This window comes from Neomicrococcus lactis (genome assembly GCF_014200305.1).
Taxonomy (GTDB): Bacteria; Actinomycetota; Actinomycetes; order Actinomycetales; family Micrococcaceae; genus Neomicrococcus; species Neomicrococcus lactis.
The window spans coordinates 1,298,721-1,323,151 of record NZ_JACHBL010000001.1 but is presented as its reverse complement, the minus strand read 5'-3'; the positions used below and the strand labels follow the sequence as shown (position 1 = coordinate 1,323,151).

The window sequence follows — 24,431 nt, the reverse complement described above, 5'->3', positions numbered from 1 at the left end:
TGTTTCCGTCTTAAGCCTGTAGCTCGGCCTTGGCTGCGTCTTCGGCGATAGTTGGCATTGGCCACACTTTGGCAACGAGCGTCAGGACGTCGTAGCTGGCCACGAGCTCGTCATTCTGGTTGTGAATGACGCAGTCCCAGGCGACCTCTCCGTATTCGTCCGTGACGCGCGGAGTGATCTTCTTGGCGGTCAAGGTGACGCGGATGGAATCGTCGTAGGTAACCGGCGTGATGAAGCGCAGGTTCTCAAGACCGTAGTTGGCCAGCACGGGACCTGGAGCGGCGTCCACGAACAGGCCAGCTGCCCAAGACACCAACAAGTAGCCGTGGGCCACGCGGCGTGGGAAGAATGGGTTGGCCATGGCGGCCTCTTCGTCCGTGTGCGCGTAGAACTTATCGCCGGTCTCTTCGGCAAACTTCAAGATGTCTTCGAGCTTGACCTCGCGCAGCTCGGACGCGAACTGATCGCCAATCTGAAGCGTCTCGAGGGACTTGCGGAACGGGTGCTCGCCGGTGCCCGCATCCACGGATGCACGAGTGACCGTCTGAGCCGCTGCGCCGGAATGCCACACGCCCGTGATGGCCGTGAGCATGTCAGGTGAACCCTGGATGGCAGTGCGCTGCATGTAGTGCTTGATGCCACGAACGCCGCCAAGTTCTTCGCCGCCACCAGCGCGGCCAGGGCCGCCGTGGATCAAGTGAGGCATCGGTGAACCGTGTCCCGTGGACGTCCTCGCCGTCTGACGGTTCAAGAAGTGAACGCGACCATGGTGGGCTCCAATGCCGGCAGCGAACTCTGCGGCAGCGGCGCCGTCGTTCGTGCAAACGGTGGCTACCAGCGAACCGCCGCCCAAAGCAGCCAAGCGAATGGCGTCCTCGATTGAAGAGTAGCCAATCACGGAGGTGACGGGGCCGAACGCCTCAACGAAGTGCACTTCTGGGGTGTCGGCTTCTTCGAAGCTCAAGATCGTGACAGGGAAAAACGCGCCAGCTTCGGCGTCGGCGGAACCCACGGAAGCATCCGGTCCGCCCAAGCGCACGGAGCCGCCCGCGTCGATGAGGCGCTGCACGGCCTTGCGAACCTCGGACTGCTGCTCCTTGGAGGCCAAGCCGCCCATCGTGACGCCCTCGGTGCGAGGATCGCCAATGACAACTTTCTCGGTCACGCGAGTCGCCACCGCAGAAACCACATCTTCAACCATTGCCTGGGGCACAATCACGCGGCGAATTGCAGTACATTTCTGGCCAGCCTTGGCCGTGATTTCGGTGAAGATCGCCTTCACGAACGCGTCGAATTCAGGGGTCTCCGTCGTAGCGTCCGGACCCAAGATGGCCGCGTTGAGCGAGTCCGTCTCGGCCGTGAACTTCACGCCGCCCGTGACAACGTTCGGGTGCTTGCGCAGGGATTCTGCCGTCGCGGCCGAACCGGTGAATGCCACGTGATCGCGGTAATCCAGGTGATCCAACAAGTCACGAGCGGAGCCGGAGATGAGCTGGATGGAGCCTTCTGGAACGATTCCCGAATCCACCATCAAACGCACGCACGCCTCGGTGACGTAGCCGGTTGGTGTCGCTGGCTTCACGATGCTCGGCATGCCGGCAACGAATGCAGGAGCGAACTTCTCCAACATGCCCCACACGGGGAAGTTGAATGCGTTGATTTCTACGGCAACGCCGGTCATGCGCCGGTAGATGTGCTCACCGATGAAGGAGCCGTCCTTGGACAAGACTTCGGTGGAGCCGTCAATGACCACGTTGGAGTTCGGAAGCTCCCGGCGGCCCTTGGAAGAGAACGTGAAGAGCGTGCCAATGCCACCATCTACGTCGATGTAGTGGTCGCGCTGCGTGGAACCGGTAGCGAAGGACAAGTCATAGAGCGCGTCTTTGTGCTCCGTGAGGTACTGCGCCAGCTCCTTGAGCTTGAGTGCGCGCTCGTGGATGGTGAGCTCGCCCAAGGCGGCCTGACCCACCGTGCGGGCGTAGTTGATGGCGGCTTCAGTGTCGAGACCATCGGTGGAAACGCGCGCTACCAGAGCGCCCGTCGAGGCATCCGTGACCTCTACAACTCGTTCTGGATTTTCCGGCGTCCACCACGCGCCTTGCACGTAGCTGGGGAGAATCGACATTGCCGTCTGGGGGTTCTGAACCTCGGCGCTCATGGACCGTCCTTCATCGAAAAATAAATCCTGACCATTCGGTCGGTAATATACTCAAGGTTAGCGTATTGCTGTGAGTGAAGCCACTAGGAGGCAGATATGAATCAAAGAAATGACGACGACGCAGCTCGCCTCACGCCCGAACTCTGGCGGATACATTTGGGCGAGTTGGATGAAAAGATGGGCGTCAAGATTCTTGAAGAGTCCGTGGAACGCGTGGTGGCGACGATGCCCGTCGCGGGTAACCGCCAGTCCTTCGGCCTCTTGCACGGCGGCGCCATGGTGGCGCTCGGCGAAGCCGTGGGTTCCTGGGCCGCGGTGATTCACGCGTCCACGATGGGCAAAGTCGCCGTCGGCATGGACATTAGCGCCACGCACCACAAGTCGTCGACGGATGGAATGGTAAAGGCCACCGCCACACCCATTTCACTGGGCAGGACGGTGACCTGTCACGAAGTCATCATTGAGCACGAAAACGGCATTCGTTTGTGCACCGTGCGCATTACCAACTTCATCAAAGACCGGAAGTAGCGGCAGGGCTGCGTCGTCGTCCTCAAGAGAACACGGCAGCCCGCCGCACCGCGGACGGCGACGTTAGTAGCTATAGAAGCCCTTGCCGGATTTGCGGCCCAACTCGCCGCGCGCCACCATGTCTCGCATGAGCTGCGGGGGAGCGAAGCGTTCGCCGAGCGTGGATTCGAGGTATTCGGCGATGCCGAGGCGCACGTCCAAGCCCACGATGTCCGTAAGCTCGAGCGGTCCCACGGGGAATTTGTAGCCCAGAACCATCGCGGCGTCGATGTCGGCGGGGGAGGCCACGCCTTCTTCGACCATGCGGATGGCCTCAAGCGCAATCGCTACGCCCAAGCGTGAGGACGCGAAACCAGGCGCATCGTTGACGACCACCGGCGTCTTGCCGAGAGCCTTGACCCACGCAACGCTCAGTCCGCGCAGCTCCTCGCCCGTGTCCTTGGAGATGACAACTTCCACGAGCTTCGAGGCTGGAACCGGGTTGAAGAAGTGCAGGCCCACGAAGCGATCGGGGCGCTGCAACTGCTCGGCCAGGCCATCGACGGACAGCGACGACGTGTTCGTGGCCAGCCATGCGGTCTCGCTCAATTGCTTCTCCACGGCCTGTAGTGATTCGACCTTCAAATCCCAGATTTCAGGAACGGCCTCAACCACGAGCTCGCACGGGCCGAAGTCCTGGTAGGACGTGGTGACTGCAAGCTTGGCATCCCAATCTTCAAACGTGCCCTCAATCTTGCCTCGCTCGAGAGAGGCGCGAATATCCTTCTGGATGCGTTCGCGCGCGGCGCTTGCAGAGGGCTCGTCCCGCTCCACTACGACGACGCTAGCGCCCTTCGTGAGGAACGCGTGCGCGATGCCACCGCCCATGCGGCCGCCGCCCAAGACGCCAACGTGTGCTGGAACTACTGGTTCCGAAGTGTTCACTGTTGCTCCTTAGCCGCTTTCTTAGCGGCGTTCTTGTCCAAAAATGCTTGCATGCGGTCAAACTTCGCTTGCGACTCGAAGAGGATCGCTTGAGCGAGTTCGTCCACATGGGGGTGTGCTTCGCGTGGCATGTGGAAGACGCGCTTCGTGATGCGGACTGCGAGCGGATCCTGTGCTCCGATGCGATCAGCGAGTGCATGCGCGGCGTTGACGAGGTCTGCCGCTGGGTGGATCTCGGTCACGAGCTTGAGCTCGAGGGCTTCTTGAGCGTCGAGGATTCGGCCTGCGAGAACGAGCTCGAGGGCAACGGGTTCACCCACGAGTTCCTTGAGGCGCCACAGCGCGCCAGCCGCGGCGATGATGCCGAGGTTGGTTTCCGGCTGGCCGAGCTTGACGCTCTCGGTGGCGATGCGGAAGTCCGCGGCGTACGCGAGTTCGGCACCTCCGCCAAGTGCAAAGCCGTCGATAGCCGCGATGACGGGCATCGGGAGCTTGTGGATGCGGTCAAAGATCTGCGAGTTGATGCCGGCGAGGGCGTCTTCACGGCGGCGCTCGCGCAGCTGTCCAATGTCCGCGCCGGACGCGAAGATTCCCTTGCGCCCGGTGGCTTCGTCGGCCGGCGTTCCCGAAATGATGAGGATCTTCGGTGTGCGCTCAAGGTAGGCACATACGGCGTGGAGTTCGGCCACCATGGTGGCGTCGATCGCGTTGCGGACTACGGGCCGGTTCAGCGAGACGTGGACGCGATCTTCGCGCTCTTCGATTGCGAGGGCCTCGAATGCGTGAGAGTAGGAATCAACCAGCATCGACTTAGACCGCCTCGATCGCGATCGCGGCACCCTGGCCCACGCCAATGCACATCGTGGCGAGGCCGCGCTGCGCGCCTTCGCGCTCCATGCGGCGCATGAGGGTCACTACCAATCGAGAACCTGAGGATCCCAGCGGGTGTCCCAAGGAGATGGCTCCGCCGTCGTTATTGACGATCGACGGATCAAGGTTGAGGCGGCGGATCGACGCAATCGACTGCGTGGCAAAGGCTTCGTTGATCTCTACTGCTTCAAGCGAGCCGACATTCCAACCGGTGCGCTCCATGAGCTTCTCGGTGGCAGGAACAGGTCCAAGACCCATGATCTCTGGAGCGAGGCCGGCGGCCGTGCCATCGACGATGCGAGCGCGGACGTTCAATCCGTACTTCTCAGCGGCACGTTCGGAGACCACGAGGACCGCGGAGGCGCCGTCATTCAACGTGGACGAGTTTCCGGCAGTCACCACGGAACCGCCAGCAACTACAGGGCGCAGTTTGCTGAGGACTTCAAGAGTGGTGCCTTCGCGTGGTCCTTCGTCCGTGTCCACCACCGTCTGCGCGCCCTTGCGCCCGGTCACGGTGACGGGAAGGATTTCTTCGGCCAAGCGGCCGGCGGCAATCGCGGCGAGGGACTTCTCGTGGGAAGCGACGGCGAACGCATCTGCTTCTTCGCGGGTGATGTTGTCGACGCGAGCAACTTCCTCGGCCGTTTCTGGCATCGAGAAGGTCATCTTGTCCTGTGCGGCGAAGACGGGGTTCGTGAAGCGCCAACCAATGGAGGTGTCGAAGACCTGGCCGGGCTTTGCGAATGGCGTGCTGGGCTTTTCCATGACCCACGGAGCGCGGGACATGGACTCGACGCCGCCAGCCACAACGATGTCAGCAGCGCCGGACTTGATCATGTGGGAAGCCATGGTGATGGCGCTCATTCCGGAAGCGCACAAACGGTTGACTGTGATGCCTGGAACCGTGTCAGGGAAACCTGCCAACAACCAAGCCATGCGGGCCACGTTGCGGTTCTCTTCGCCGGCGCCGTTGGCGTTGCCCAAAATGACCTCGTCAACATCGGCGGGGTCAATGCCTGCGGAGGTCACGACGTGCTTGACCACAAGTGCTGCTAAGTCATCGGGACGAACGCTGGAGAGTGCTCCGCCGTAGCGTCCTACAGGTGTGCGATTTCCGCCGACAAGGAATGCTTGGGGCTGAGTCATGAGGCTCCTCAAATATAATTACCGACCGATCGTTCACTTTACTTTGACACGATCTGCCGAGTGGGTCAATAGCGGCCGTCAATTGCCCGAAGAGCGGGTGTCATAAAAGGCGGCTTCGGGGGATCGATGCATATAGAAGTGGCCGTCGCTCCACGAATGGAGTCGACGGCCACCTAGGTACTGCGAAGAAACTACTTGTGGTTGAGCTTCTCAGCCACGGTGGCTGGAATTTCAACCTCAGGGTGAGCTGCCAAGAACTCTTCGTGCACTTCTTCCACGTGTAGATCCGATTCCTGGAGGGACTTCGGAACCATGGAGACGGCGATGAAGGAGACCAGAGCAAGGGCTGCGATGTAGACGCCGATGGTCCACGACTTTCCGGTGCCGCCGAGCAACATTTCGGCGATCATTGGAGCAAATGCGCCACCGATGATGGAGCCGAGTGCGTAGCCGATCGAAACGCCGGAGTAGCGGATGCGTGCCGGGAACATTTCTGCGTACAGAGCGGACTGTGGGCCGTAGGACGGGCCAAGGCCCATCGTCAGGATCAAGATTGCGAGCGTGAACAGCGGCAAGGATGCGGTATCAAGCAGGAACCACATAGGGATGGCCCAAAGGATGATGATCGCGTAGCCAATCTGGAAGGTGCGGACGCGACCAATCTTGTCCGATATCCAGCCACCCAGCATGGTGAAGACCAGCCAGCCGAAGCCGCCGACGAGGGATGCGACGAGAGTCGTGGACTGCTGCATGTGCAGGGTCTTCACGCCATAGGACGCGAAGAATGCAATCACCAAGTAGCCAGCGGCGTTGTTGGCGGCGAAGATCAGAGCGGCAAGAACAACTTCCTTGGTGTTGCCCTTGAAGAGCTGGCTCAAAGGAGCGGAAGACTCCTTCTTGCGAAGTTGCATTTCCTTGAAGACTGGGGACTCTTCAACGGCCTTGCGGATCCAGTAGCCCACCAGGATCAAGACGACGGATGAGAGGAATGGAATACGCCATCCCCAAGCCAAGAACTGTTCCTTGGTGGTCAGGTTGGTTACGGCGAACATGAAGAGCGTCGCCAAGATCATGCCGATCGGCACGCCAATCTGAGGGTAGGAACCGAAGAGGCCGCGCTTGTTGCGAGGTGCGTGCTCCACGGCCATGAGGGCAGCGCCGCCCCATTCACCGCCGGCGGAGAAGCCCTGGAGGATGCGCAAGAGCACCAAGAGGATCGGTGCACCAACGCCGATTTGGGCGTAGGTCGGCAAGAGGCCAATGAGGACCGTCGCCGCGCCCATGCCGAACAGCGTCAAAACGAGAACCATCTTGCGGCCAAACTTGTCGCCAAGGTGGCCTGCGATGATGGCGCCGAGTGGACGGAAGAGGAAGCTAATACCCAGCGATGCCCAGGAGAACACTTGAGCAAGTCCGGGGTTCTGAGAAGCGATAGGGGCGAAAAACAGTGGCGTCAAGACGAACGCTGCTGCCTGTGCGTAGATGAAGAAGTCGTACCATTCGATGGTCGTGCCCACGAGGGTGCCGGCGAGAACGCGACGCTCTTCGCGCGTCACGCGACGAGCTGGCTCCGCGGGAGCGGTGGGGTAGTGAGTAGTCATGGCATCTCCATGGCCGCGGATCGGCGTAGTAGCAAGGGGCTGCGGTGCGGACCTTGCGTGGTGACCGGCGATCCTGAGGGATATGTTTGTCAACTGACCGTTCGGTCAATAAATAAAATAGTAGCCGCTTAGGTGAGCCGTGTCACGTTAAGACTGGGAATTTCTTGAGAAATTTTTACGCCGTATTGCTGGGGCTGTAGGCGTAGCAATAACCTCGGAAATCTTGCGGGATTCCGGGGTTATTTTCGATATTTAGAGGACGACGACGCCGCTTCAGTTCCCTGAAAAGTTCGGCTTTCGCTTTTCTTGGAAGGCGGCAAAGCCCTCCGAGTAGTCGCTCGAACTGCACAATTCACCTTGAACGCGGTTCTCGTTCTCCATGGATTCCCACAGCCCCAAGCGCTGATCGCGAATCTCAGCGACGAGCTGACGCGAGGCAAGGAACGCTTTCGTGGCACCTTCGGAAACGGCATGTGCCTTCGCAAGGGTGAATTCGAGCAGCTCTTCATCTGGAATCGCCCGGCTGAAAAGGCCGGCACGGACAGCGTCGGCGCCGCTCATGAGCTCAGCGGTGTAGATCAAGTCCAGCGTGCGGTGAGCTCCCAAGCGTTCGGTGAACAATGCATGTCCACCGGAATCCAGCGTGGCGCCGAGGTTCGCAAAAGGAGAACCGATTTTCGCTTTTTCGCCGACGTACACGACGTCCGTGGCGATAGCCAGGCCCAGTCCCACGCCCAAGCAGGCGCCCTGAACTGCTGCGAAAGTCGGCGCTGGGAACGCAGCCATCTTCTTCAACAGGGGAGTGACCTTGTTGGCGAGGTAGTCGTATGCATCGTCCGTCGCGGGAATGACGTTGGAAATATCGCGACCTGCGCAAAATCCCCGGCCCTCGCCGCGCAGCACCAAAGCCCGCACGCCTGCTTGAGCGGCGTCGTCGTACGCGGAATGTAGTTCCTGCAATGCGGACTCGTCCAGCGCGTTCATCTTCTGCGGGGCATTCAGCACCACTTCGGCAACGGCGCCGGTGATCTTGAGATCGATCATGATTCTCCTTGACCTACGAACTTGTGTGCGTGGGGATTAGGCGTCGAAATTCACGACGAGATTGTCAGAGGCTGCGCGAGTCTGGCACGTCAAGACGTAGCCGGCATCGACCTCTTCCTTCTCGAGCGCGTAGTTCTCTTCCATCACGAAGTCGCCGGAAACCACCTTTGCGCGGCACGTTCCGCAGACGCCGCCAGCACATGCGAATGGCACATCCGGGCGGACGCGCAATGCGGCGTTGAGGACGGTCTCGCGGGCATTCTTTGGCGACTTCACGCTCGCGGAGAGGCCATCGAGGGTGAACTCAATTTCGAAGTTCTCTCCCGCTGGATCCACCTCAACTACGCGGCCCTGCTGGCCTTCTGGGTTTTCCGGCCGGCCGGTGGTGAAGAGCTCAAAGCGGATGCTGTCCTCGGGAATGCCGCGGGCTGCGAGGGTATCGCGGCACATCTGCACGAGCTCGAACGGACCACACAAGAACCATTCGTCCGTCTTGTTGACCTGGATGACCTCATCGAGGATCTGATCCAGCTTTTCCTGGTCAATGCGGCCGGACATGATGGGGGAGACGCGCTGTTCGCGAGAGAGCACGTGGTGCACTGCGAGGCGGGACGGGTACTTGTCCTTGAGGTCGCCGAGTTCTTCAACGAACATCACGTCCATTGCGGAACGGTTGGCGTACACCAAGTCGAAGGAGGACACGGGGGAGGCCTTTAGGACTGCCCGGGCGATCGCCATGATTGGCGTGATGCCGGAACCAGCAGCGAATGCCACCAAGTGAATGTTCTGCTTCTTCTCCACCTCTTCAGCCGCAAGCTTCTCAGCGTCGTTGAGAGAAGTGATGTGGGAGCGGGAGGTGAACGCGCCCTGCGGGTTCATGACGTCGAGGGTGGCACCGGCTGCGAGGTTGTCATTGGCCCAGTTGGAGAACAGGCCGCCGACGTCGCGCTTGATAGCCACCTTGATCTGACCGCGAACAGGCTCCGCACAGATCGAGTAAGAGCGGCGCACTTCGTGGCCGTTCAGTTCGGTGCGGAGAGCAACGTACTGGCCTGGCGCGTAATCGTAGTCATCTGCGAGTTCTTCGGGGATCGCGAACGTGACCTCAATGGCGTCCGTGGTCAGCTTGCGCACTTCGGAGACCGTGAGCGTGTTGAAAGAGGCGCGGCGCTTCGACGTAGAAGCAGTAGCCGTGGTGGTTTCAGTCATTAGTGCACCTTGAAGTAATCAAACGGTTCGAGGCAGTCCAGGCACTGGTAAAGCGCCTTGCACGCGGTGGAACCGAAGCGAGTCATTTCTTTTGTGTTGCGGGAGTGACAACGAGGGCACTTCACCGAAAGGCCAACGCCCACGCGGGAAACAGCACTGTGTCCGGTGGGTGGGGCGATGCCGTACTCTTCGAGCTTCTGCTTTCCAGATTCCGTCATCCAGTCCGTGGTCCAGGCTGGCTGGAGCACCAAATCAATCTGAACATCCTGGTATCCGGCCGCCTTGAGCGCTGCCGTGACGTCAGCCGAAATGGTTCCCATGGCAGGGCAACCGGAGTAGGTCGGCGTAATGACCACTCGAGCGGTGTCACCCTCTGCAGATGCCCCGCGCAAAATCCCCAAATCCTCAATCGTGAGGACGGGAACTTCCGGATCGGGAACATGAGAAGCGATGTCCCACACGGCCCGGTGAGCCGGGTCCGTGGGACGGAGCGCCAACGATCCCTGAGGATCGCCGGCAGGCTCCGAAGTGGGATCAACAGCCGGGGTATTCATTACCACTTCGCCCCAGGGTGGCGGCGCGCAAGTACCTGCATTTCCGTCAAGATGTGACCGCGCTGCTCCGAGTATTCGCCGGAGCGATCCCCGCCGCGAGCAAACGGCACGGTAGGAACTTCGAGGTCGGCTTCGCCCAAGAGACGCGTGATGGTCTCCATGTAGGACTCGCGCATGCTGGATGGCAAAACGGCGATGCCCTGTTCGGCGAGACGCACCGTGAGCTCGTCATCGTTAAAGAGTTCCTCAACGTAAGGCCACATGTAGTAGAGGCCTTCCTTGATGCGGCGCATGGACTCTTCCGTGCCCATGCCAAAACGAAGCACCCACTGGTACGCGTGGTCCTGGTGGTACTGGACTTCCTTGAGTGCCTTGTCGGCAATTGCGGCGAGCGTGGCATCCTTCGAGTTCACCAAGCGCGAGTAAAGCTCACGCTGGTAGAAGGAGAACAAGAACTGGCGCGCAATGGTCTGTCCGTAGTCGCCGTTTTCCTGTTCCACGAGACGCACGGAGCGGAACTCTTCTTCGTCGCGGAAGTATGCGAGGTCGTCCTCGGACTTACCCCATGCCGTGCCAGCGTAGGTGAGGAAGAAGCGGGCGTGGCCCAAGAGATCCAGTGCGATGTTGCCGAGAGCGATGTCTTCTTCGAGCTCAGGGCCGCGAGAAATCCACCAGCCCAAACGCTGCGCAAGCATCAGGGCATCGTCGCCCAAATACAGTGCGTAGTTAGCCACATCTTCAGATGCGACGGCGCCGGATTCGCCAATTTCTTCAGCGGTAATCGCCACGCCAGCGGACTGCTTGGTAGCGGAATCGTGGGAAGCAAAACTCATAGGTGCTTCACTCCTTCACTCTTGGTGTAGTACACCGCGTGGCGGTAGCTTTTGCCCTGGGCCGACTCGAAGAAGCCGCCCTTGGAATCTGGATCAGAGGCTGCGATGGCGTCCGAAGGAACAACCCACAAGGAGGTGCCTTCGTTGCGGCGCGTGTACAGATCGCGCGCATTGCGCAACGCCATGGTGGCGTCCGGTGCGTGCAAAGATCCTGCGTGCACGTGGGACAGGCCGCGCGAGGACCGCACGAAAACTTCCCAGAGGGGCCACTCGGCAGAAGATAGTGATTCAGTCATGAGGTCTTAAGCTCCGATCAATTCAGTTGCAGCAGCGGCGGCTGCAGTCTTGGCGGCGTAGGCGGCCGCAGCTTCGCGGACCCAGGCGCCTTCTTCATGGGCAGTACGACGGCGCTGCATACGTTGGGTATTGCAAGGGCCATTTCCAGCGATGACAGAAGAGAATTCCTCCCAGTCCAGCTGGCCGTAGTCGTAGTGACCGCGTTCTTCGTTCCACTTCAAGTCAGGATCGGGAAGGGTGAGACCCAGGGCCTCAGCCTGCACCACGATCATGTCCACGAAGCGCTGACGCAGCTCATCGTTGGAGAAACGCTTGACGTTCCACTTCATGGACTGCTGGGAGTGAGGGGAGTCAGAGTCCGGTGGGCCGAACATCTGAAGTGCCGGGGCGTACATGCGGTTGACAGCGTCTTGCGCCATCTTCTTCTGCTCCGGCGTGCCGTTGGAGAGTTCGTACAAGATCTCCCAGCCCTGACGCTGGTGGAAGGACTCTTCCTTACAAATGCGAACCATCGCGCGGCCGTAAGGGCCGTACGAAGCGCGGCAAAGTGGGACCTGGTTGGCGATGGCAGCGCCATCCACGAGCCAGCCGATGGCGCCCATGTCAGCCCACGTGCGTGCAGGGTAGTTGAAGATCGAGGAGTACTTCGCGCGGCCTTCGAGGAGCTGGTTGTTGAGCTCGTCGCGGCGGGTGCCGAGAGTTTCGGCTGCCGAGTAGAGGTAGAGACCGTGGCCGGCTTCGTCCTGAACCTTGGCCATCAAGATGGCCTTGCGCTTGAGCGACGGTGCTCGAGTGATCCAGTTGGCCTCTGGTTGCATGCCGATGATTTCGGAGTGTGCGTGCTGCGATACCTGACGCGTGAGCGACTTGCGGTACGCGGCGGGCATCCAGTCGCGTGGCTCAATGCGTGAGTCCTCGCTGATGATGCGATCAAAGTTCGCTTGCCCGGCAAGATCTTCCGGGGAAAGGACAGCGCTGAGGTCAGCGCCTGATTCGTGGTGTGCAGCCATGGTTTCCTCACAGATGTTTGACGGGGGAACTCAAGCGTTCCAATAATTACCGACCGTTCGTTCAGAATATACGAACAGTGGGCACGCGTCAACAGTCTGTAAACAGATGAAGTGAGCCAAATTGCGGCAGTCAAGAAGCACGCGAAGCACGGTGAAAAAGGGCGGGCCCTAGCTGTTGCCCACTATGTGCTCAGCACTAGATATCCGCGATGAGGTGTTCGCGTCTAGGTATTCGCGCCGCGCGCGTGAACCTGCCATTGCTCTTCGAGGTGTGGGGCGTCGGGTGCACTCGAGGAAACAAAGTAGTGGTCTACAAGATTGACGGCGTTGCACACGTGGTTTGGCACCAGCCGCAAGCGATCGCCGTATTCAAGTGGCTGTTCGGAACCGGCGGGTACGCCACCGAATTCGATGGTGGCGTGATGCTCGGACAACGCCACAATGCGGGCTTCTGGGTAGTCCAGAAGACGTCCATGACCCGTGGACCAGGCGGCTCGGTCAGCTCCCAAAACCTTGCTACCGGCATCCACCACCACACGATTATCCCGCATGCTGACCACGGTTGCCACGACGCTCAAGGCAATCTCTGCTGGTTGGCATGAACCGATTTCCCACTGCTGCGCATCGTTGAAGACGTAAACGCCAGGACGCAATTCGTTGATGACGGGATCGGCCCCGGAGAACTGGGGATTCACCAAAGCGGCCGTGGGCGTCGAACCGCCACTGACCACGCGACAATTCACGCCGGAGGTCAATAGCGAATCCCGGGCAATAGCCAACGCTCGAACCTCGTCCTGCGCGGCGCGCTCGCGGCTCTCGCTTAACCCATAACCGTGACCGGGGAACGTGAAAATGCCATCGACAACCAACCCTGCTCGTTGTGCAGCGAGCGCCACGTCGCCAGCACGCTCGGGTGTCACCCCAGAGCGATGGTGTCCAGAATCGACTTCCACGAGTACTCGTAAGCGGTCCGCATGCTCCGCCGTGCTTAAGTATTCGCCGAGACGAGTGGCACTCACGGTGGAATCGACGCCGATGGCGAGCTTCGTCGTCGTACTTAAGAGCGCAACAATCCGGGCTGCTTTCGCCTCATCAATCCACAGCGGATAGGCGATCAAAAGATCGCTGAAGCCGCCGCGCGCGAAGGCTTCCGCCTCCGAGACGGTCGCGACCGTCAGCCCCACCGCGCCGTGCTGAACCTGGAGGCGCGCAATATCCCAGCTTTTATGGGTCTTCGCATGCGGGCGCAGGGATACCCCCCGGGCCGCGGCGAACTTGGCCATGCGCGCAATATTTGCCGTCATGACGGCTTTATCAACGGACAAAAACGGCGTGGGCTGATCGTGGAACATGCATCAAGCTCACCACAAACAAGCTCTGAGTTGAATGGAAAAAGCGAATTTAGAGGCACTGATCATTGACAAGAGGCCCAAAAGTGATATTTCGTGCGCCGCTTAGTGATAGTTTTGCTACGTATGCCGGTCTGCCAAAGGACCGGGAGTTTCAGGAGGACTTACACATGGCAAGCAGCCCATCACGGAAGTCGCGATTGGGATTATCCCTGCCCTCGATGGTGAAAGTTGCTGGACGGCTCGCCCCGAAGCAACTGATCGATGAAGGGCAGCTCGCTCTTCAGCAGATGAAGAAGAAGGGCGTTCAGGTTGGCGTAGCTGGTGCCATCGGTGCCGTTGCGGCGGTCCTTCTCTTGTTCATGGCCATTGCGCTCATCGTGGCAATCATCGCCGGACTTTCGAACATCTTCCAGCCTTGGGCCGCCGCGCTCATCGTGGCTGGCGTGTTCTTGATCATCGCCGCCATCCTGGGGGCCATTGCAGCATCGCGCGTCAAAGCAGCGTTGCCGTTGGTTCCGGAAGACGCTATTCGAGGCATCAAGCATGACCTCGGCGTCCTTAAGGAAGGCTCAGCGTTCGATCCTCGCACCCTTGACAAGGATCCTGCAGAGGAGGCCAAGAAGAAGGCCGCTAAGCAGCGCGAAAAGGCCGCTCAAGCACGCGAGCCTAAGCCGCAAGGCCCTTCTTATGACGACTTGTTGACGCGCGCTAACCGCCGCCGTCAGCACTTGGTTGAACTTCGCGATGGCGTTGGCGAAAAGATCGATGTCAAGGCACAGATCGCGGACACCAAGGCTCGCTTCGCAGCTGATCGTTCCGCTCACAAGGCGGCAGCCGCACCGAAGTCTGGCCCATCCGCTGCACAGCGCGCATCCGCACTCGTGGGCACCGCCCAGGAGAAGTTGGACCGCGGAGTTGTAGCCTTCACCGATAACTCGCAGCCTTTGCGCGATGACGCAGCCAAGGTTCTCAAGGAACGCTGGCAGCCGCTAGCCGTCATGGGTGGCTCGCTTGCCGCTATGGCCTACTTCTTGAAGAAGCTCGGCGAGAAGTAATTCAAGCATTAACAACCAAGTGGTGGGTCATCCTTCGGGATGATCCACCACTTTTGTTATGGCACGATTCTTTATGACGCAGATGCTTGTCCATCTGGCTCATCTCGAATGACGTGTGGACCGGTAAAATTAGTTCCAGGAGCAGGGACAGACGGGGGAGGAGGACCATGCGACTCATAGGCGCGGGCACACGTGACGGCTTTGAGTACACCGTGACGAACAAATTCTGGACCATTCCCAACCTCATCACCGTGGTCCGATTCCTCTTGGTCCCCGTGTTCGTGTACCTCACGGCATTCGCCGTGGACTACCTACCAGCCACGTGGGTGCTGGCTATTCTGTTCTCCACCGACTGGGTGGACGGCTTCGTGGCCCGGCGCTTCAACATGATCTCCACCGTGGGCATGTGGCTTGACCCGCTCGCGGACCGCTTGTCCCTCATTATCGTTACCGCCACGCTTGTGCTCACCGGCATTGCGCCGATGTGGCTGGTCTGGGCCATTCTGATTCCAGACATCATTCTGGCCATCAACTCGTGGTTGCTGTTCCGCGGTTCTCCAGAACTCCCCGTGACGAACATCGGCAAGATCCGCACCGCGCTCTTGATGCTGGCCGTACCGTTGCTGATGCTGGGGCAAGTGGACGGCATCCATCAGCCTTCGGTTAGCAACATTGCTTTAACGCTCTTGGCTATCGCGTGTGTCCTGCACTGGGTGGCATCGATAGATTACTTCGTGAAAGCCCGCGCCAAAGCTCAGCGAGAGAAGCTCTAGTGTCACCTGAACGCATAGCCATGCTCGTGGCCATTGGCTGCGCGCTGATCGGCGCCGTGTTCTTGGCGCTTGGTGCACAACAGCAGAGCAAGGCCGTCCGGTTAGGCTCCTCAAGCCTGCGTGTGAGTGGATCACACTTCCTCCAGCTCTTGCGGAACCCCCGGTGGCTCTTTGGCTTGAGCCTCACTGTTTTGGGCATGGTCCTGAACGTCTACGCGTTGGCCACCGCGCCGCTGACGGTGGTGCAGCCCTTGGGTGCCGTGGCCTTGGTGATCGCTACCGTGGTCAACGCCAAAGACCAAGGCCTGAAAATCAATCGCGGAACCGTCCGCGCCATTAGTTTGTGTCTCTTGGGATCCGTTGCTTTTGTGCTGCTGGCGCTGAGGGCCACGAAGGACGTCCACCACATCACGTCCCGGCAAGAGCTCATCACCGTGGGCATTCTCGCGGCTGTTGTCGTGGCGAGCGTTGTGGTGTGGCTGATGGTGCGTCACAAGCATCACCCGATTTTCTACATCATTGCCGCCGGCGTGCTCTTTGGCTTCTGCGCTGTCATGGTTCGCACCATGTCCATGGAGCTGACGGATCCGAACGGCCTCATGTTCGGCAACGTCAGCTGGTGGGAGTACGTGGCCATCGCGGTCGCAGGCCTGTTGGGTTCCTACTTCGTTCAAAATGCGTATTCGAGCGGACCGCCGGAGCTTGTGATTGCGGGTTTGACCGTCATTGATCCCATGGTGGGCATCATGATCGGCATCATCATTTTGGGTGAACTTGGGGCAAATGTGCCGTGGTGGGTATCAATATCCATGGTTGCGGCGGGTCTAGTTGCTATCGTGGGAGTCGCCGCGCTGGCTCGTTATCACCCTGACATTCAACGGCGTCGCAGCGAGGCCGAGCATCAGCCGGTTACGACTCTGCGAGCTGAAGACTAGGTTCTTCCCGCTTCACACGGGTGATGAGAGATCGCGGCGTTGAAATTTTTCAAGAAGCCACCAGGAGCACGCACTCGTGATCGCCAAGAAACCGCTGAAGATTCTGATTGCCGCAGACACGTACCCACCAGACGTCAACGGTGCAGCAGTCTTTTGCTTCCGGCTTGCAACTGCGATGCACGCCCGGGGTCACGAAGTTCATGTGATTGCCGCTCGTAACGAGCCCGGCCCCAACACCACGGTGGAACAGCCTGAAGCCGTAGTGCACCGTTTGAAGTCCCTGCGCGCGTTTACGCATGAGTCCTACCGACTCTGCTTGCCGTGGACTGCCACACGGGATATCGCGAAGATCTTGGACGAGGTCAAGCCTGACGTTGTTCACGCGCAGTGCCACTACATGATTGGCCATGCGGCCATCAAGGAAGCTAAGCGCCGCGGCATTCGAGTGATTGCTACTAATCACTTCATGCCAGAAAACTTGGAACCATTCTTGCCATTCCCTCAGCCGTTCTTGGACATCATTTCCAAGAACTCGTGGAAGGACATGGGCAAGGTCATGGGACGCGCGGACGTCGTCACGACCCCCACCCCTCTCGCTGCGAAAGCAATGCGAGAGAAGGCGCGCCTCAAGGAAGTTCTGCCGCTGTCTAACGGCATTGACTCTAGCCATTACGAACTGCACGAAGGCGAAGTCATCCCGAAGCCGGATTACCCGGTGGTGCTGTTCGCGGGACGCCTTGCGGTGGAGAAAAACGTTGATCAGTTGATCGAGGCAATTTCGCTTTCCACTACGACGCCGCAGCCTCACCTTGTGGTGGTAGGCGGCGGTGAGCAGCGCCCCAATTTGGAGAAGAAGGCCGCTGATCTGGGTGTTACGGATCGCGTCCACTTCCGTGGTCACGTTTCTGACGAAGAGCTGCGCGAGGCGTACTTGGCATGCGATGTTTTCTGTCAGCCAGGAACTGCCGAATTGCAGTCGCTAGTGACACTCGAGGCGCTTTCTGCGTCGCGTCCCGTGGTGCTTGCGAACGCCATGGCATTGCCGCACTTGGTGGACGAAGGCGTCAACGGTTACCTTTTTGAACCAGGCAATCCGCAGGACTTGGCTAATAAGATCGATGCGATTTTGGGTAAGACTCCAGCCGAGCGTGCCGAGATGGGCGAAAAGGGTCACCAAAAGGCCGTTCGCCACTCAATGCAGAAGACCATCGAAACCTTCGAAGCGCTGTATCGGGGTTCGAGCGCGCAGCCATTCTTGAACGACGACCCGAACAGCCCTAGCGAGCCAGCGGCGTCCTAATTGCCGATAGTATGGAGGTCGCATTATCGCCGGTAGGCGGTGTGCGATCTCGCAAGGGGAGTTAGCTCAGTTGGTCAGAGCAGAGGACTCATAATCCTTTGGTCGCGGGTTCAAGCCCCGCACTCCCTACGAACTATCCCGGTGCGGAACCGCAAGAGGCGCCGCACCGGGACACGCGAGCCACAGAGGATGAAACGGCCAGAATCGCCACGTTCTCCTCCCGTCTGGAAGGACTCACATGCCCCTTCACGTCGCGATTTTCATTGATCAACACTCTGAAACGCTGGGCGGGATGCAGACCTCGGTACGGCTGCAGAAGAAATTCCTTGAACGCCTAGGCCACCGCGTGACGCTCGTGTCACCGGCGCTGCGACATCGCCACGACGCGGATCCATACATCATTGAACTTCCGTCCATTCCGGCTGGTCCGGGGGAGTACGCGATGTTTGTCCCGAACGGCTTCACTCGTGCTGTCCTTGACCGAGAGCTCGCCAAGCGTCCGCCGCTGGATCTGATTCATATTCAGGGCGACTTTTGGGCGGCGATCGCCGGCTACCAGCTGGCAGATCGCCGACGACTTCCCGTGGTTCACACGATGCATAACAACGTCCATGTGGGAATCGAAGCGACCATGCCCGTGCCGAAGGTCGTCGTTCGAGGACTCGGCGAATGGCAAAAGCGTTCGCTGGGATTGCGTGGCCCGGCCGCTTCGACGGCATGGGAGTTCTTGGGGAACTTCGCCCAGCGGGCTAACGCGGTCACAGCGCCGTCGTCCCACTTTGCTCAGCTCCTGGAAGACGAGCAAGTTTTTCAGCCCGTTCGCGTGGTCTCCAACGGGCTCGATGACGACATCGCCACCGAACTGCTCTCTGGCGCTTCATCCCAAGCGTCCACGACTTTTCCCATCTCCTCAAACGGCGTTGGGTCACGTGAAGCTGAAAAGCGTGCGCGACCACGCCTCTCCTGGACAGGACGCTTCAGCCAGGAAAAGCGACTCTTGCCCTTCTTAGAAGCCGTGAAGCTCAGTGGCATCGATGCCGATATTCATATTTTCGGCGGTGGCGCTTTGCAGAAACAGGCAGAGGCGATTGCCGGATCCATTACGACGGCGACCGTCCACTTCCGCGGATCGGTTCCGTACCCCACCATGTTGCGCGAGCTCCAGCTAGCGGACGCTCTGGTGCAGACCTCGATTGGCTTCGAATCCCAAGGCATGACGGTCTTCGAGGCAGCCGCCTTGGGCACGCCGTCCATCTTGGCGGACCATCGCATTGCTGCCGATCTTCCCGAGGGCAGCATGTGGCTGACCACGAGCGATGACGTCGCCGGTCTTGCACACGCCCTCGAGACAGCGACAGCTGACATCAGTAACGGTTCTGGCCCCTCGACCGCGGCCTATGACCCCACGAGCTTCTTCCAGAGCGCCAAGACCGAGCTCATGCTTGAGTTGTATCGCGAGGCCCTCGGGCAGCGCGCAAGCACTAGCTAGCGTCGCTTCCTTCAGCTAGCCGTTCCTCTGTTAGCTAGCCGTCCTCCCATGGCAACAGGATCGATGGGCGCGTATCCACGATGAACAGCATCGGGTCCACGTATTCACCGTTGAGCCTCACACCCCAATGAACGCAGCGCTGCGAACAGTGCCCGCCGTCCGCAATGGTGCCGATGACCTGCCCCAGTGTGACTACGTCCCCAACCTTGAGCTCTGAAGAAACAGGCTCAAAAGAAGAGACATGTCCGTCGCCATGATCAATTGAGATCACTGGTCGGTCCACCACAGTGCCCCGGAATGACACGCGCCCTGATGCAGGAGCAGTCACTTCTTGGGGAGAGGTTCCGCCGAGATCGATCCCGCGATGACCAGGTGACCACTTGAATTCCGGTTGTTCGTAGGGCTCAAGAATGACGGGAGTGAGATAGCCCGGCGTCGTAGATCCGGCCGCGTGCCCCACAACTGGCACAGGCCATCTCCAAGACCCCGGCGCTTCGGAAAGCGACGCCGGGAAGGCGAGCTGCGCCGTCGTCATCAAAAATGAGATTGCAAGTAAGAGTTTGAACAAAAGTCAGCGCCTCCTTCGATTCCTTCTCAAGGAAGTCTGGCAAGCAGCGTCGTTGGATCGTGTGGGAAAGCGAGAATCCGTGGAGAACGGAGGCGAAAATCTCACTTCCCACCGTGCTGTGGGTGACCGTTGGCTGTAGTACGATGGATACAGCAGTTTTCCTTGGATGAGTCGTGCCCTCAGGGGCGCAACAAACGAAGGATTCTGACTTCGCGCTAATGGCGAGCAGAGATTGAAAATTCAACCTGAATTCAGATCGATGCTACGTGCCTCCCGTGGTCCGGTTCATCCGGTGGGTGGTGCGCTCGAATTCTTCGAGGACGTTAGCTAGGGGTGCTCCACCAGGAGTCACCGTTCAACCACTAAACACAGTGCAGTTACCGCGGCTCAATACTGAGTCGGCCGCTACTGCCGAAAGGAATGCGACATGCCAGTCGTAACTATGCGCCAGCTCCTCGATAGCGGCGTTCACTTCGGTCACCAGACCCGTCGTTGGAACCCGAAGATGAAGCGTTTCATCTTCACCGAGCGCAACGGCATCTACATCATTGACCTTCAGCAGTCGCTGTCCTTCATTGACCGCGCTTACGAGTTCGTCAAGGAAACCGTTGCCCACGGTGGCACCGTTCTTTTCGTTGGCACGAAGAAGCAGGCTCAGGAAGCAATTGCTGAGCAGGCTACCCGCGTGAACCAGCCATACGTCAACCACCGTTGGTTGGGCGGTATGCTCACGAACTTCCAGACCGTTTCCAAGCGTGTTGCTCGCATGAAGGAACTCGAAGAGATCAACTTCGAGGACGTTGCAGGCTCCGGCCACACCAAGAAGGAACTCTTGCTCCTCAACCGCGAGCTCGAGAAGTTGCAGGCAAACCTTGGTGGTATCCGTAACCTCACCAAGACGCCTTCCATCCTCTGGGTTGTTGACACCAAGAAGGAACACCTCGCCGTTGACGAGGCCAAGAAGCTTGGTATCCCTGTTGTCGCTATCCTCGACACCAACTGCGATCCTGACGAAGTCGACTTCCCGATCCCGGGCAACGACGACGCCATCCGCTCCGTCAACTTGTTGACCCGCGTTATCGCTGACGCTGTTGCTGAGGGCTTGATTGCTCGTCACAACCGCAACTCCAACTCCACCGAGCAGGCTGCAGAGCCACTTGCTGAGTGGGAGCGCGAATTGCTCGAGGGCAAAGCTGACGAAAAGGCAGCTGAGGCTCCAGCCGCAGCTGCAGAAGAGGCCGCACCAGCTGCTGAGGCTTCTGCCGACGCTGCCGCGGAAGAAAAGTAACCAGCGAAAACCCAACTACCTACCGTTGACTGCGGGCGCTTGACTTATCCGTGAAGCGCCCGCAGTTGCGGACCGGCCGGACCTCGCCGCTCGCGGGGTGCGGCCCCACAGTTACTACTTTCAACGAATGGGGTTGAACATGGCCAACTACACGGCAGCAGACATCAAGGAACTACGCGAGCGCACCGGCGCCGGCATGATGGATGTCAAGAAGGCACTCGACGAAGCCAATGGCGACGCTGAGAAGGCAATCGAGATCATCCGTATCAAGGGTCTTAAGGGCGCTACCAAGCGCGAAGGCCGTTCGACCGCAGAAGGCCTCGTTGCCGCTGAGGTTGTTGACGGCAAGGTTGGCTACCTGGTGGAAGTTAACTGCGAGACGGACTTCGTTGCTAAGAGCGACAAGTTCATCCAGCTTGCAAACAAGGTTCTCGAGACCGCTGTAGCTTCCGGCTCCGGCGACCTTGAGACCGTTTTGGCAGCTGACGTTGAAGGCAAGAAGCTTGCTGACTACGTGATCGAAGAAGGCGCCGTTCTCGGCGAGAAGATTGTGGTTCGCCGCACGGCTCGCGTTGAAGGCGCAGCTGTTGAGGCTTACTTGCACAAGACCTCCAAGGACCTTCCTGCACAGGTTGGCGTTCTCGTCGCTGTTGACGCTGACTCTGAGGCTGCTCGCGAAGTTGCACACGACGTTGCTGTGCACACCGCAGCAATGGCTCCTACTTACCTCAGCCGCGAAGAAGTTCCTGCTGACTTGGTTGACAACGAGCGTCGCATTGCAGAAGAGACCGCCCGCGCTGAAGGCAAGCCAGAAGCTGCCCTCACCAAGATTGTTGAAGGTCGCTTGACCGGCTTCTTCAAGGAAGGCGTTCTCGTTGACCAGGCGTTCGCAAAGGACGCCAAGAAGAGCGTTGGATCCGTTCTCGAGGCAGCTGGCACGAAGGCTACGGCATTCGTTCGCTTCCGCGTTGGCGCCTAATTATCTAGCAACGCCACACACGTTCGGAGACACTGACGAATCACTTTGGTTCAACAGCATCGTCACGAATAAAAATATGTAAGAGTTAGGGGTGGTCACGAAAGTGACCGCCCCTTTTCTCTGCGCACTATCAGCATGTTTGGCCGCAATTACGCGGCACGGGAGGAATCTAATGAGCACGGCAGCTACGAATACCACTGAAAACACTGAAGATCTCGCGCAGAACAGCGAGGCTGGGGGAAAGCGTCGTCGCGTACTGCTCAAGCTCTCCGGTGAAGTCTTCGGCGGCGGCAAGGTGGGCCTCGACACCGCGACGGTTCGCAACATCGCTGAACAGATTGCCGCAACCGTCGGTGAAGTTGAAGTAGCAATCGTCGTTGGCGGCGGCAACTTCTTCCGTGGCGCCGAACTCAGCCAGGCCGGCATGGACCGCAGCCGCGCTGACTACATGGGCATGCTCGGCACCGTCATGAACTGCTTGGCCCTTCAGGACTTCTTGGAGCAGGCCGGCGTGGACACCCGCGTGCAGTCCGCCATTTCCATGGCTCAGGTTGCTGAGGCCTACATCCCACGCCGCGCTATCCGTCACATGGAAAAGGACCGCGTGGTTATCTTCGGTGCTGGCGCAGGCTTGCCATACTTCTCCACCGATACCGTTGCTGCCCAGCGCGCCCTTGAGGTCGGCGCTGACGTAGTGCTCATGGCCAAGAGTGGTGTAGACGGCGTCTACACGGCGGATCCGAAGACCAACCCGGATGCCGAGCTCATCGAGAACCTCACCTATGACGAGGCTCTGCAGCGCAACCTCCGCGTGATGGACCAGACCGCCATGACCATGTGCAAAGACAACAAGCTGGAAATGATGGTCTTCGGCATGGAGGGTGAGGGCAACGTCACCCGCGCCATCAAGGGCGAGCGTATGGGAACGCGCGTCACCGTCTAGGATGAAGTAAGAATCTTTTAAGTTGAAGTAGCGCCCAAGAAACGGGCAAAAGGAGAAATCGTGATCGAGGAGACTCTCAGCGAAGCCGCTGACAAGATGGAACGCACCCTGGAGGCGGCTCGCGAAGATTTCGCCTCTGTACGTACTGGTCGCGCCAACCCTAACCTGTACGCAAAGGTCATGGTGGACTACTACGGTTCGCCAACGCCATTGCAGCAGCTCGCGTCTTTCGCAACGCCGGATGCACGCACCATTCTGATCACCCCTTACGACGTCACGGCATTGCGTGAAATCGAAAAGGCCCTTGGTGACTCGGAAATCGGCGCCAACCCATCCAACGATGGCAAGACCATCCGCGTTGTCATGCCGGAGCTCACCCAGGAGCGCCGCAAGGAATACGTGAAGCTCGTCAAGGGCAAGGGTGAAGACGCAAAGGTTGCCATCCGTAACCACCGCCGGAAGGCCAAGGAAGGCATCGACAAGCTCGTCAAGGACGGCGAAATCGGTGAAGACGATGGCGCTCGTGGCGAAAAGGACTTGGATGCCTTGACCAAGAAGCACGTCGACCAGATCGATGAGATGTTGAAGAAGAAGGAAGCCGAGCTTCTCGAGGTCTAAGCATGACCGATCCACAACAGCGCCCACAGCACCATCCCACTGGACCCATGGACCTTGTCCATGAGTACGAGGCTCTTCGCGACGCTCGCGCCGAACGCGGGCGAGCGTCGAAGGCCGGCCGAGATCTTCCCGCCGCGATTCTTGTTGGCATACTTCTTCTCGGCGTGGTGCTGGTGGGCCTGTTTTGGTTCCCCATCGCGTTCATTGTGGTGGTGACCATGTTTGCCGTGGTGGGTTGTTGGGAAGTCTCCCGGGCTTTCCAGCTTTCTAACACGCACGTCCCCATGATTCCGCTGGTGCTAGCGGCTGCCGCCTTGCCGGTTTCGGCTGCGCTAGCGGGTCCGGAAGGCCTGGGTTTCGCCACCATCACGTCCATCACCGTGCTGTTGTTCTGGAATGTCATGTCCAGACCGGCGCACTTGCTGCGGTCCTTGATGGCGGGCACGTTCACGGCCCTGTGGGTGCCGCTGATGATCAGCTTCGCCGTGCTCTTGTTCAACGAGCAGGACGGTCACCTCAAGGTCGCCACTTTGCTCTTGCTGGTGGTCTCCAATGACACCTTCGGCTACCTGGTGGGCGCCATGTTCGGCAAGCACCCGATGGCGCCAAAGATCAGTCCTAAGAAGTCTTGGGAAGGGTTCGCTGGAAGCGTGGGCGGCGCCATCATCGTCGGCATTGCAGCGAGCCTCTTCTTGCTCAATACGCCGTGGTGGACTGGCCTACTTTTGGCCGTCGCGACAGTTGCCGCCGCGACCACCGGTGACCTGGCTGAGTCCCTCGTCAAGCGCGAGCTTGGTATCAAGGACATGAGTAACATCCTCCCGGGACACGGCGGCGTGATGGACCGGCTGGACTCCATCGTGTTCGCTTCGCCTGTCGCCTACGTTCTGGCGCTGCTGACCATGCCGGGTTCCGTTTAGTTTTTTGTATTGCCTGCGATCACTTTTTTCGAGAGAG

General features: G+C 59.4%; 24 protein-coding genes and 1 tRNA gene. 12 read left to right on the top strand and 13 right to left on the bottom strand.

Translation table 11 applies throughout. The annotated features are described in order from the left end of the window. Positions 1–10: 10 nt before the first annotated feature. Positions 11–2,158, bottom strand: coding sequence for a phenylacetic acid degradation bifunctional protein PaaZ (gene paaZ, locus BKA12_RS06030; RefSeq protein WP_183641481.1), 2,148 nt, complete (start codon positions 2,156–2,158; stop codon positions 11–13). A gap of 96 nt (positions 2,159–2,254) precedes the next feature. On the opposite strand from paaZ, the gene BKA12_RS06025 reads away from it, so the two are divergent. Continuing rightward, a complete protein-coding gene (locus BKA12_RS06025; RefSeq protein ID WP_183641480.1) occupies positions 2,255–2,686 on the top strand; it encodes a hotdog fold thioesterase in 432 nt (143 codons plus the stop codon). 63 nt (positions 2,687–2,749) lie between these two features. Here the strand turns inward: BKA12_RS06025 and BKA12_RS06020 are convergent, their stop codons facing one another. The 11 genes from BKA12_RS06020 to BKA12_RS05970 all read right to left on the bottom strand — a co-directional run bounded on the left by BKA12_RS06020 (position 2,750) and on the right by BKA12_RS05970 (position 13,526). Beyond that, on the bottom strand, positions 2,750–3,610 hold the full coding sequence (locus BKA12_RS06020; protein ID WP_338087443.1) for a 3-hydroxyacyl-CoA dehydrogenase family protein: 861 nt from the start codon (positions 3,608–3,610) through the stop codon (positions 2,750–2,752). Then, the gene (locus tag BKA12_RS06015) at positions 3,607–4,416 is read right to left on the bottom strand and encodes an enoyl-CoA hydratase/isomerase family protein (RefSeq protein WP_183641479.1); all 810 of its coding nucleotides are present in this window, start codon (positions 4,414–4,416) and stop codon (positions 3,607–3,609) included. Before BKA12_RS06015 ends, BKA12_RS06020 begins: the two co-directional genes overlap by 4 nt. A gap of 4 nt (positions 4,417–4,420) precedes the next feature. Beyond that, positions 4,421–5,626 carry a thiolase family protein gene (locus BKA12_RS06010; protein ID WP_183641478.1) on the bottom strand — a complete coding sequence of 402 codons (1,206 nt, stop codon included), beginning with the start codon at positions 5,624–5,626 and terminating at the stop codon, positions 4,421–4,423. A 191-nt stretch (positions 5,627–5,817) separates the two neighbouring features. Then, on the bottom strand, positions 5,818–7,227 hold the full coding sequence (locus BKA12_RS06005) for an MFS transporter (RefSeq protein ID WP_183641477.1): 1,410 nt from the start codon (positions 7,225–7,227) through the stop codon (positions 5,818–5,820). Positions 7,228–7,500: 273 nt separating this feature from the next. Continuing rightward, the gene (locus BKA12_RS06000; protein WP_183641476.1) at positions 7,501–8,271 is read right to left on the bottom strand and encodes an enoyl-CoA hydratase/isomerase family protein; all 771 of its coding nucleotides are present in this window, start codon (positions 8,269–8,271) and stop codon (positions 7,501–7,503) included. A 36-nt stretch (positions 8,272–8,307) separates the two neighbouring features. Beyond that, the gene (paaE, locus tag BKA12_RS05995; RefSeq protein ID WP_183641474.1) at positions 8,308–9,480 is read right to left on the bottom strand and encodes a 1,2-phenylacetyl-CoA epoxidase subunit PaaE; all 1,173 of its coding nucleotides are present in this window, start codon (positions 9,478–9,480) and stop codon (positions 8,308–8,310) included. Beyond that, the gene (gene paaD, locus BKA12_RS05990; RefSeq protein ID WP_183641472.1) at positions 9,480–10,034 is read right to left on the bottom strand and encodes a 1,2-phenylacetyl-CoA epoxidase subunit PaaD; all 555 of its coding nucleotides are present in this window, start codon (positions 10,032–10,034) and stop codon (positions 9,480–9,482) included. Before paaD ends, paaE begins: the two co-directional genes overlap by 1 nt. Then, positions 10,034–10,867 (bottom strand): 1,2-phenylacetyl-CoA epoxidase subunit PaaC, encoded by an 834-nt coding sequence (gene paaC, locus BKA12_RS05985; protein ID WP_183641470.1) that lies wholly within the window; start codon positions 10,865–10,867, stop codon positions 10,034–10,036. The genes paaD and paaC overlap by 1 nt, the downstream gene beginning before the upstream one ends. Continuing rightward, positions 10,864–11,163, bottom strand: coding sequence for a 1,2-phenylacetyl-CoA epoxidase subunit PaaB (gene paaB, locus BKA12_RS05980; RefSeq protein WP_183641468.1), 300 nt, complete (start codon positions 11,161–11,163; stop codon positions 10,864–10,866). Before paaB ends, paaC begins: the two co-directional genes overlap by 4 nt. 6 nt (positions 11,164–11,169) lie before the next feature. Then, entirely contained in the window at positions 11,170–12,174 is a 1,005-nt protein-coding gene (gene paaA / locus BKA12_RS05975) for a 1,2-phenylacetyl-CoA epoxidase subunit PaaA (RefSeq protein ID WP_183641467.1), read from the bottom strand. Between the two features lie 224 nt (positions 12,175–12,398). Then, on the bottom strand, positions 12,399–13,526 hold the full coding sequence (locus BKA12_RS05970) for an alanine racemase (protein WP_183641465.1): 1,128 nt from the start codon (positions 13,524–13,526) through the stop codon (positions 12,399–12,401). 167 nt (positions 13,527–13,693) lie between these two features. Here BKA12_RS05970 and BKA12_RS05965 point away from each other — a divergent pair, with 167 nt between their 5' ends. From BKA12_RS05965 to BKA12_RS05940, 6 genes are all read left to right on the top strand, one after another. Then, complete coding sequence (locus tag BKA12_RS05965) at positions 13,694–14,581, top strand: phage holin family protein (RefSeq protein ID WP_183641464.1); 888 nt, start codon at positions 13,694–13,696, stop codon at positions 14,579–14,581. Positions 14,582–14,748: 167 nt separating this feature from the next. Then, entirely contained in the window at positions 14,749–15,354 is a 606-nt protein-coding gene (locus tag BKA12_RS05960) for a CDP-alcohol phosphatidyltransferase family protein (RefSeq protein ID WP_183641462.1), read from the top strand. 20 nt (positions 15,355–15,374) lie between these two features. Further along, complete coding sequence (locus BKA12_RS05955; RefSeq protein WP_183644646.1) at positions 15,375–16,289, top strand: DMT family transporter; 915 nt, start codon at positions 15,375–15,377, stop codon at positions 16,287–16,289. Between the two features lie 76 nt (positions 16,290–16,365). Beyond that, a complete protein-coding gene (locus BKA12_RS05950) occupies positions 16,366–17,589 on the top strand; it encodes a glycosyltransferase (RefSeq protein WP_183641461.1) in 1,224 nt (407 codons plus the stop codon). Positions 17,590–17,644: 55 nt separating this feature from the next. Next, a tRNA-Ile gene (locus BKA12_RS05945) sits at positions 17,645–17,718 on the top strand. 109 nt (positions 17,719–17,827) lie between these two features. Continuing rightward, entirely contained in the window at positions 17,828–19,078 is a 1,251-nt protein-coding gene (locus tag BKA12_RS05940; RefSeq protein WP_183641459.1) for a glycosyltransferase, read from the top strand. Positions 19,079–19,112: 34 nt separating this feature from the next. Here BKA12_RS05940 and BKA12_RS05935 read toward each other — a convergent pair whose 3' ends face one another. After that, the gene (locus tag BKA12_RS05935; RefSeq protein ID WP_271395265.1) at positions 19,113–19,547 is read right to left on the bottom strand and encodes a M23 family metallopeptidase; all 435 of its coding nucleotides are present in this window, start codon (positions 19,545–19,547) and stop codon (positions 19,113–19,115) included. Between the two features lie 526 nt (positions 19,548–20,073). Here BKA12_RS05935 and rpsB point away from each other — a divergent pair. From rpsB to BKA12_RS05910, 5 genes are all read left to right on the top strand, one after another. Continuing rightward, positions 20,074–20,934, top strand: coding sequence for a 30S ribosomal protein S2 (gene rpsB, locus BKA12_RS05930; RefSeq protein ID WP_183641456.1), 861 nt, complete (start codon positions 20,074–20,076; stop codon positions 20,932–20,934). 139 nt (positions 20,935–21,073) lie between these two features. Then, complete coding sequence (tsf, locus tag BKA12_RS05925) at positions 21,074–21,913, top strand: translation elongation factor Ts (RefSeq protein ID WP_183644643.1); 840 nt, start codon at positions 21,074–21,076, stop codon at positions 21,911–21,913. Between the two features lie 172 nt (positions 21,914–22,085). Further along, entirely contained in the window at positions 22,086–22,856 is a 771-nt protein-coding gene (gene pyrH / locus BKA12_RS05920; RefSeq protein ID WP_183641454.1) for a UMP kinase, read from the top strand. A 60-nt stretch (positions 22,857–22,916) separates the two neighbouring features. Further along, positions 22,917–23,474, top strand: coding sequence for a ribosome recycling factor (gene frr, locus BKA12_RS05915; protein WP_183641453.1), 558 nt, complete (start codon positions 22,917–22,919; stop codon positions 23,472–23,474). 47 nt (positions 23,475–23,521) lie between these two features. After that, positions 23,522–24,394, top strand: coding sequence for a phosphatidate cytidylyltransferase (locus BKA12_RS05910; RefSeq protein WP_183644640.1), 873 nt, complete (start codon positions 23,522–23,524; stop codon positions 24,392–24,394). The last annotated feature ends 37 nt before the right edge of the window (positions 24,395–24,431 follow it).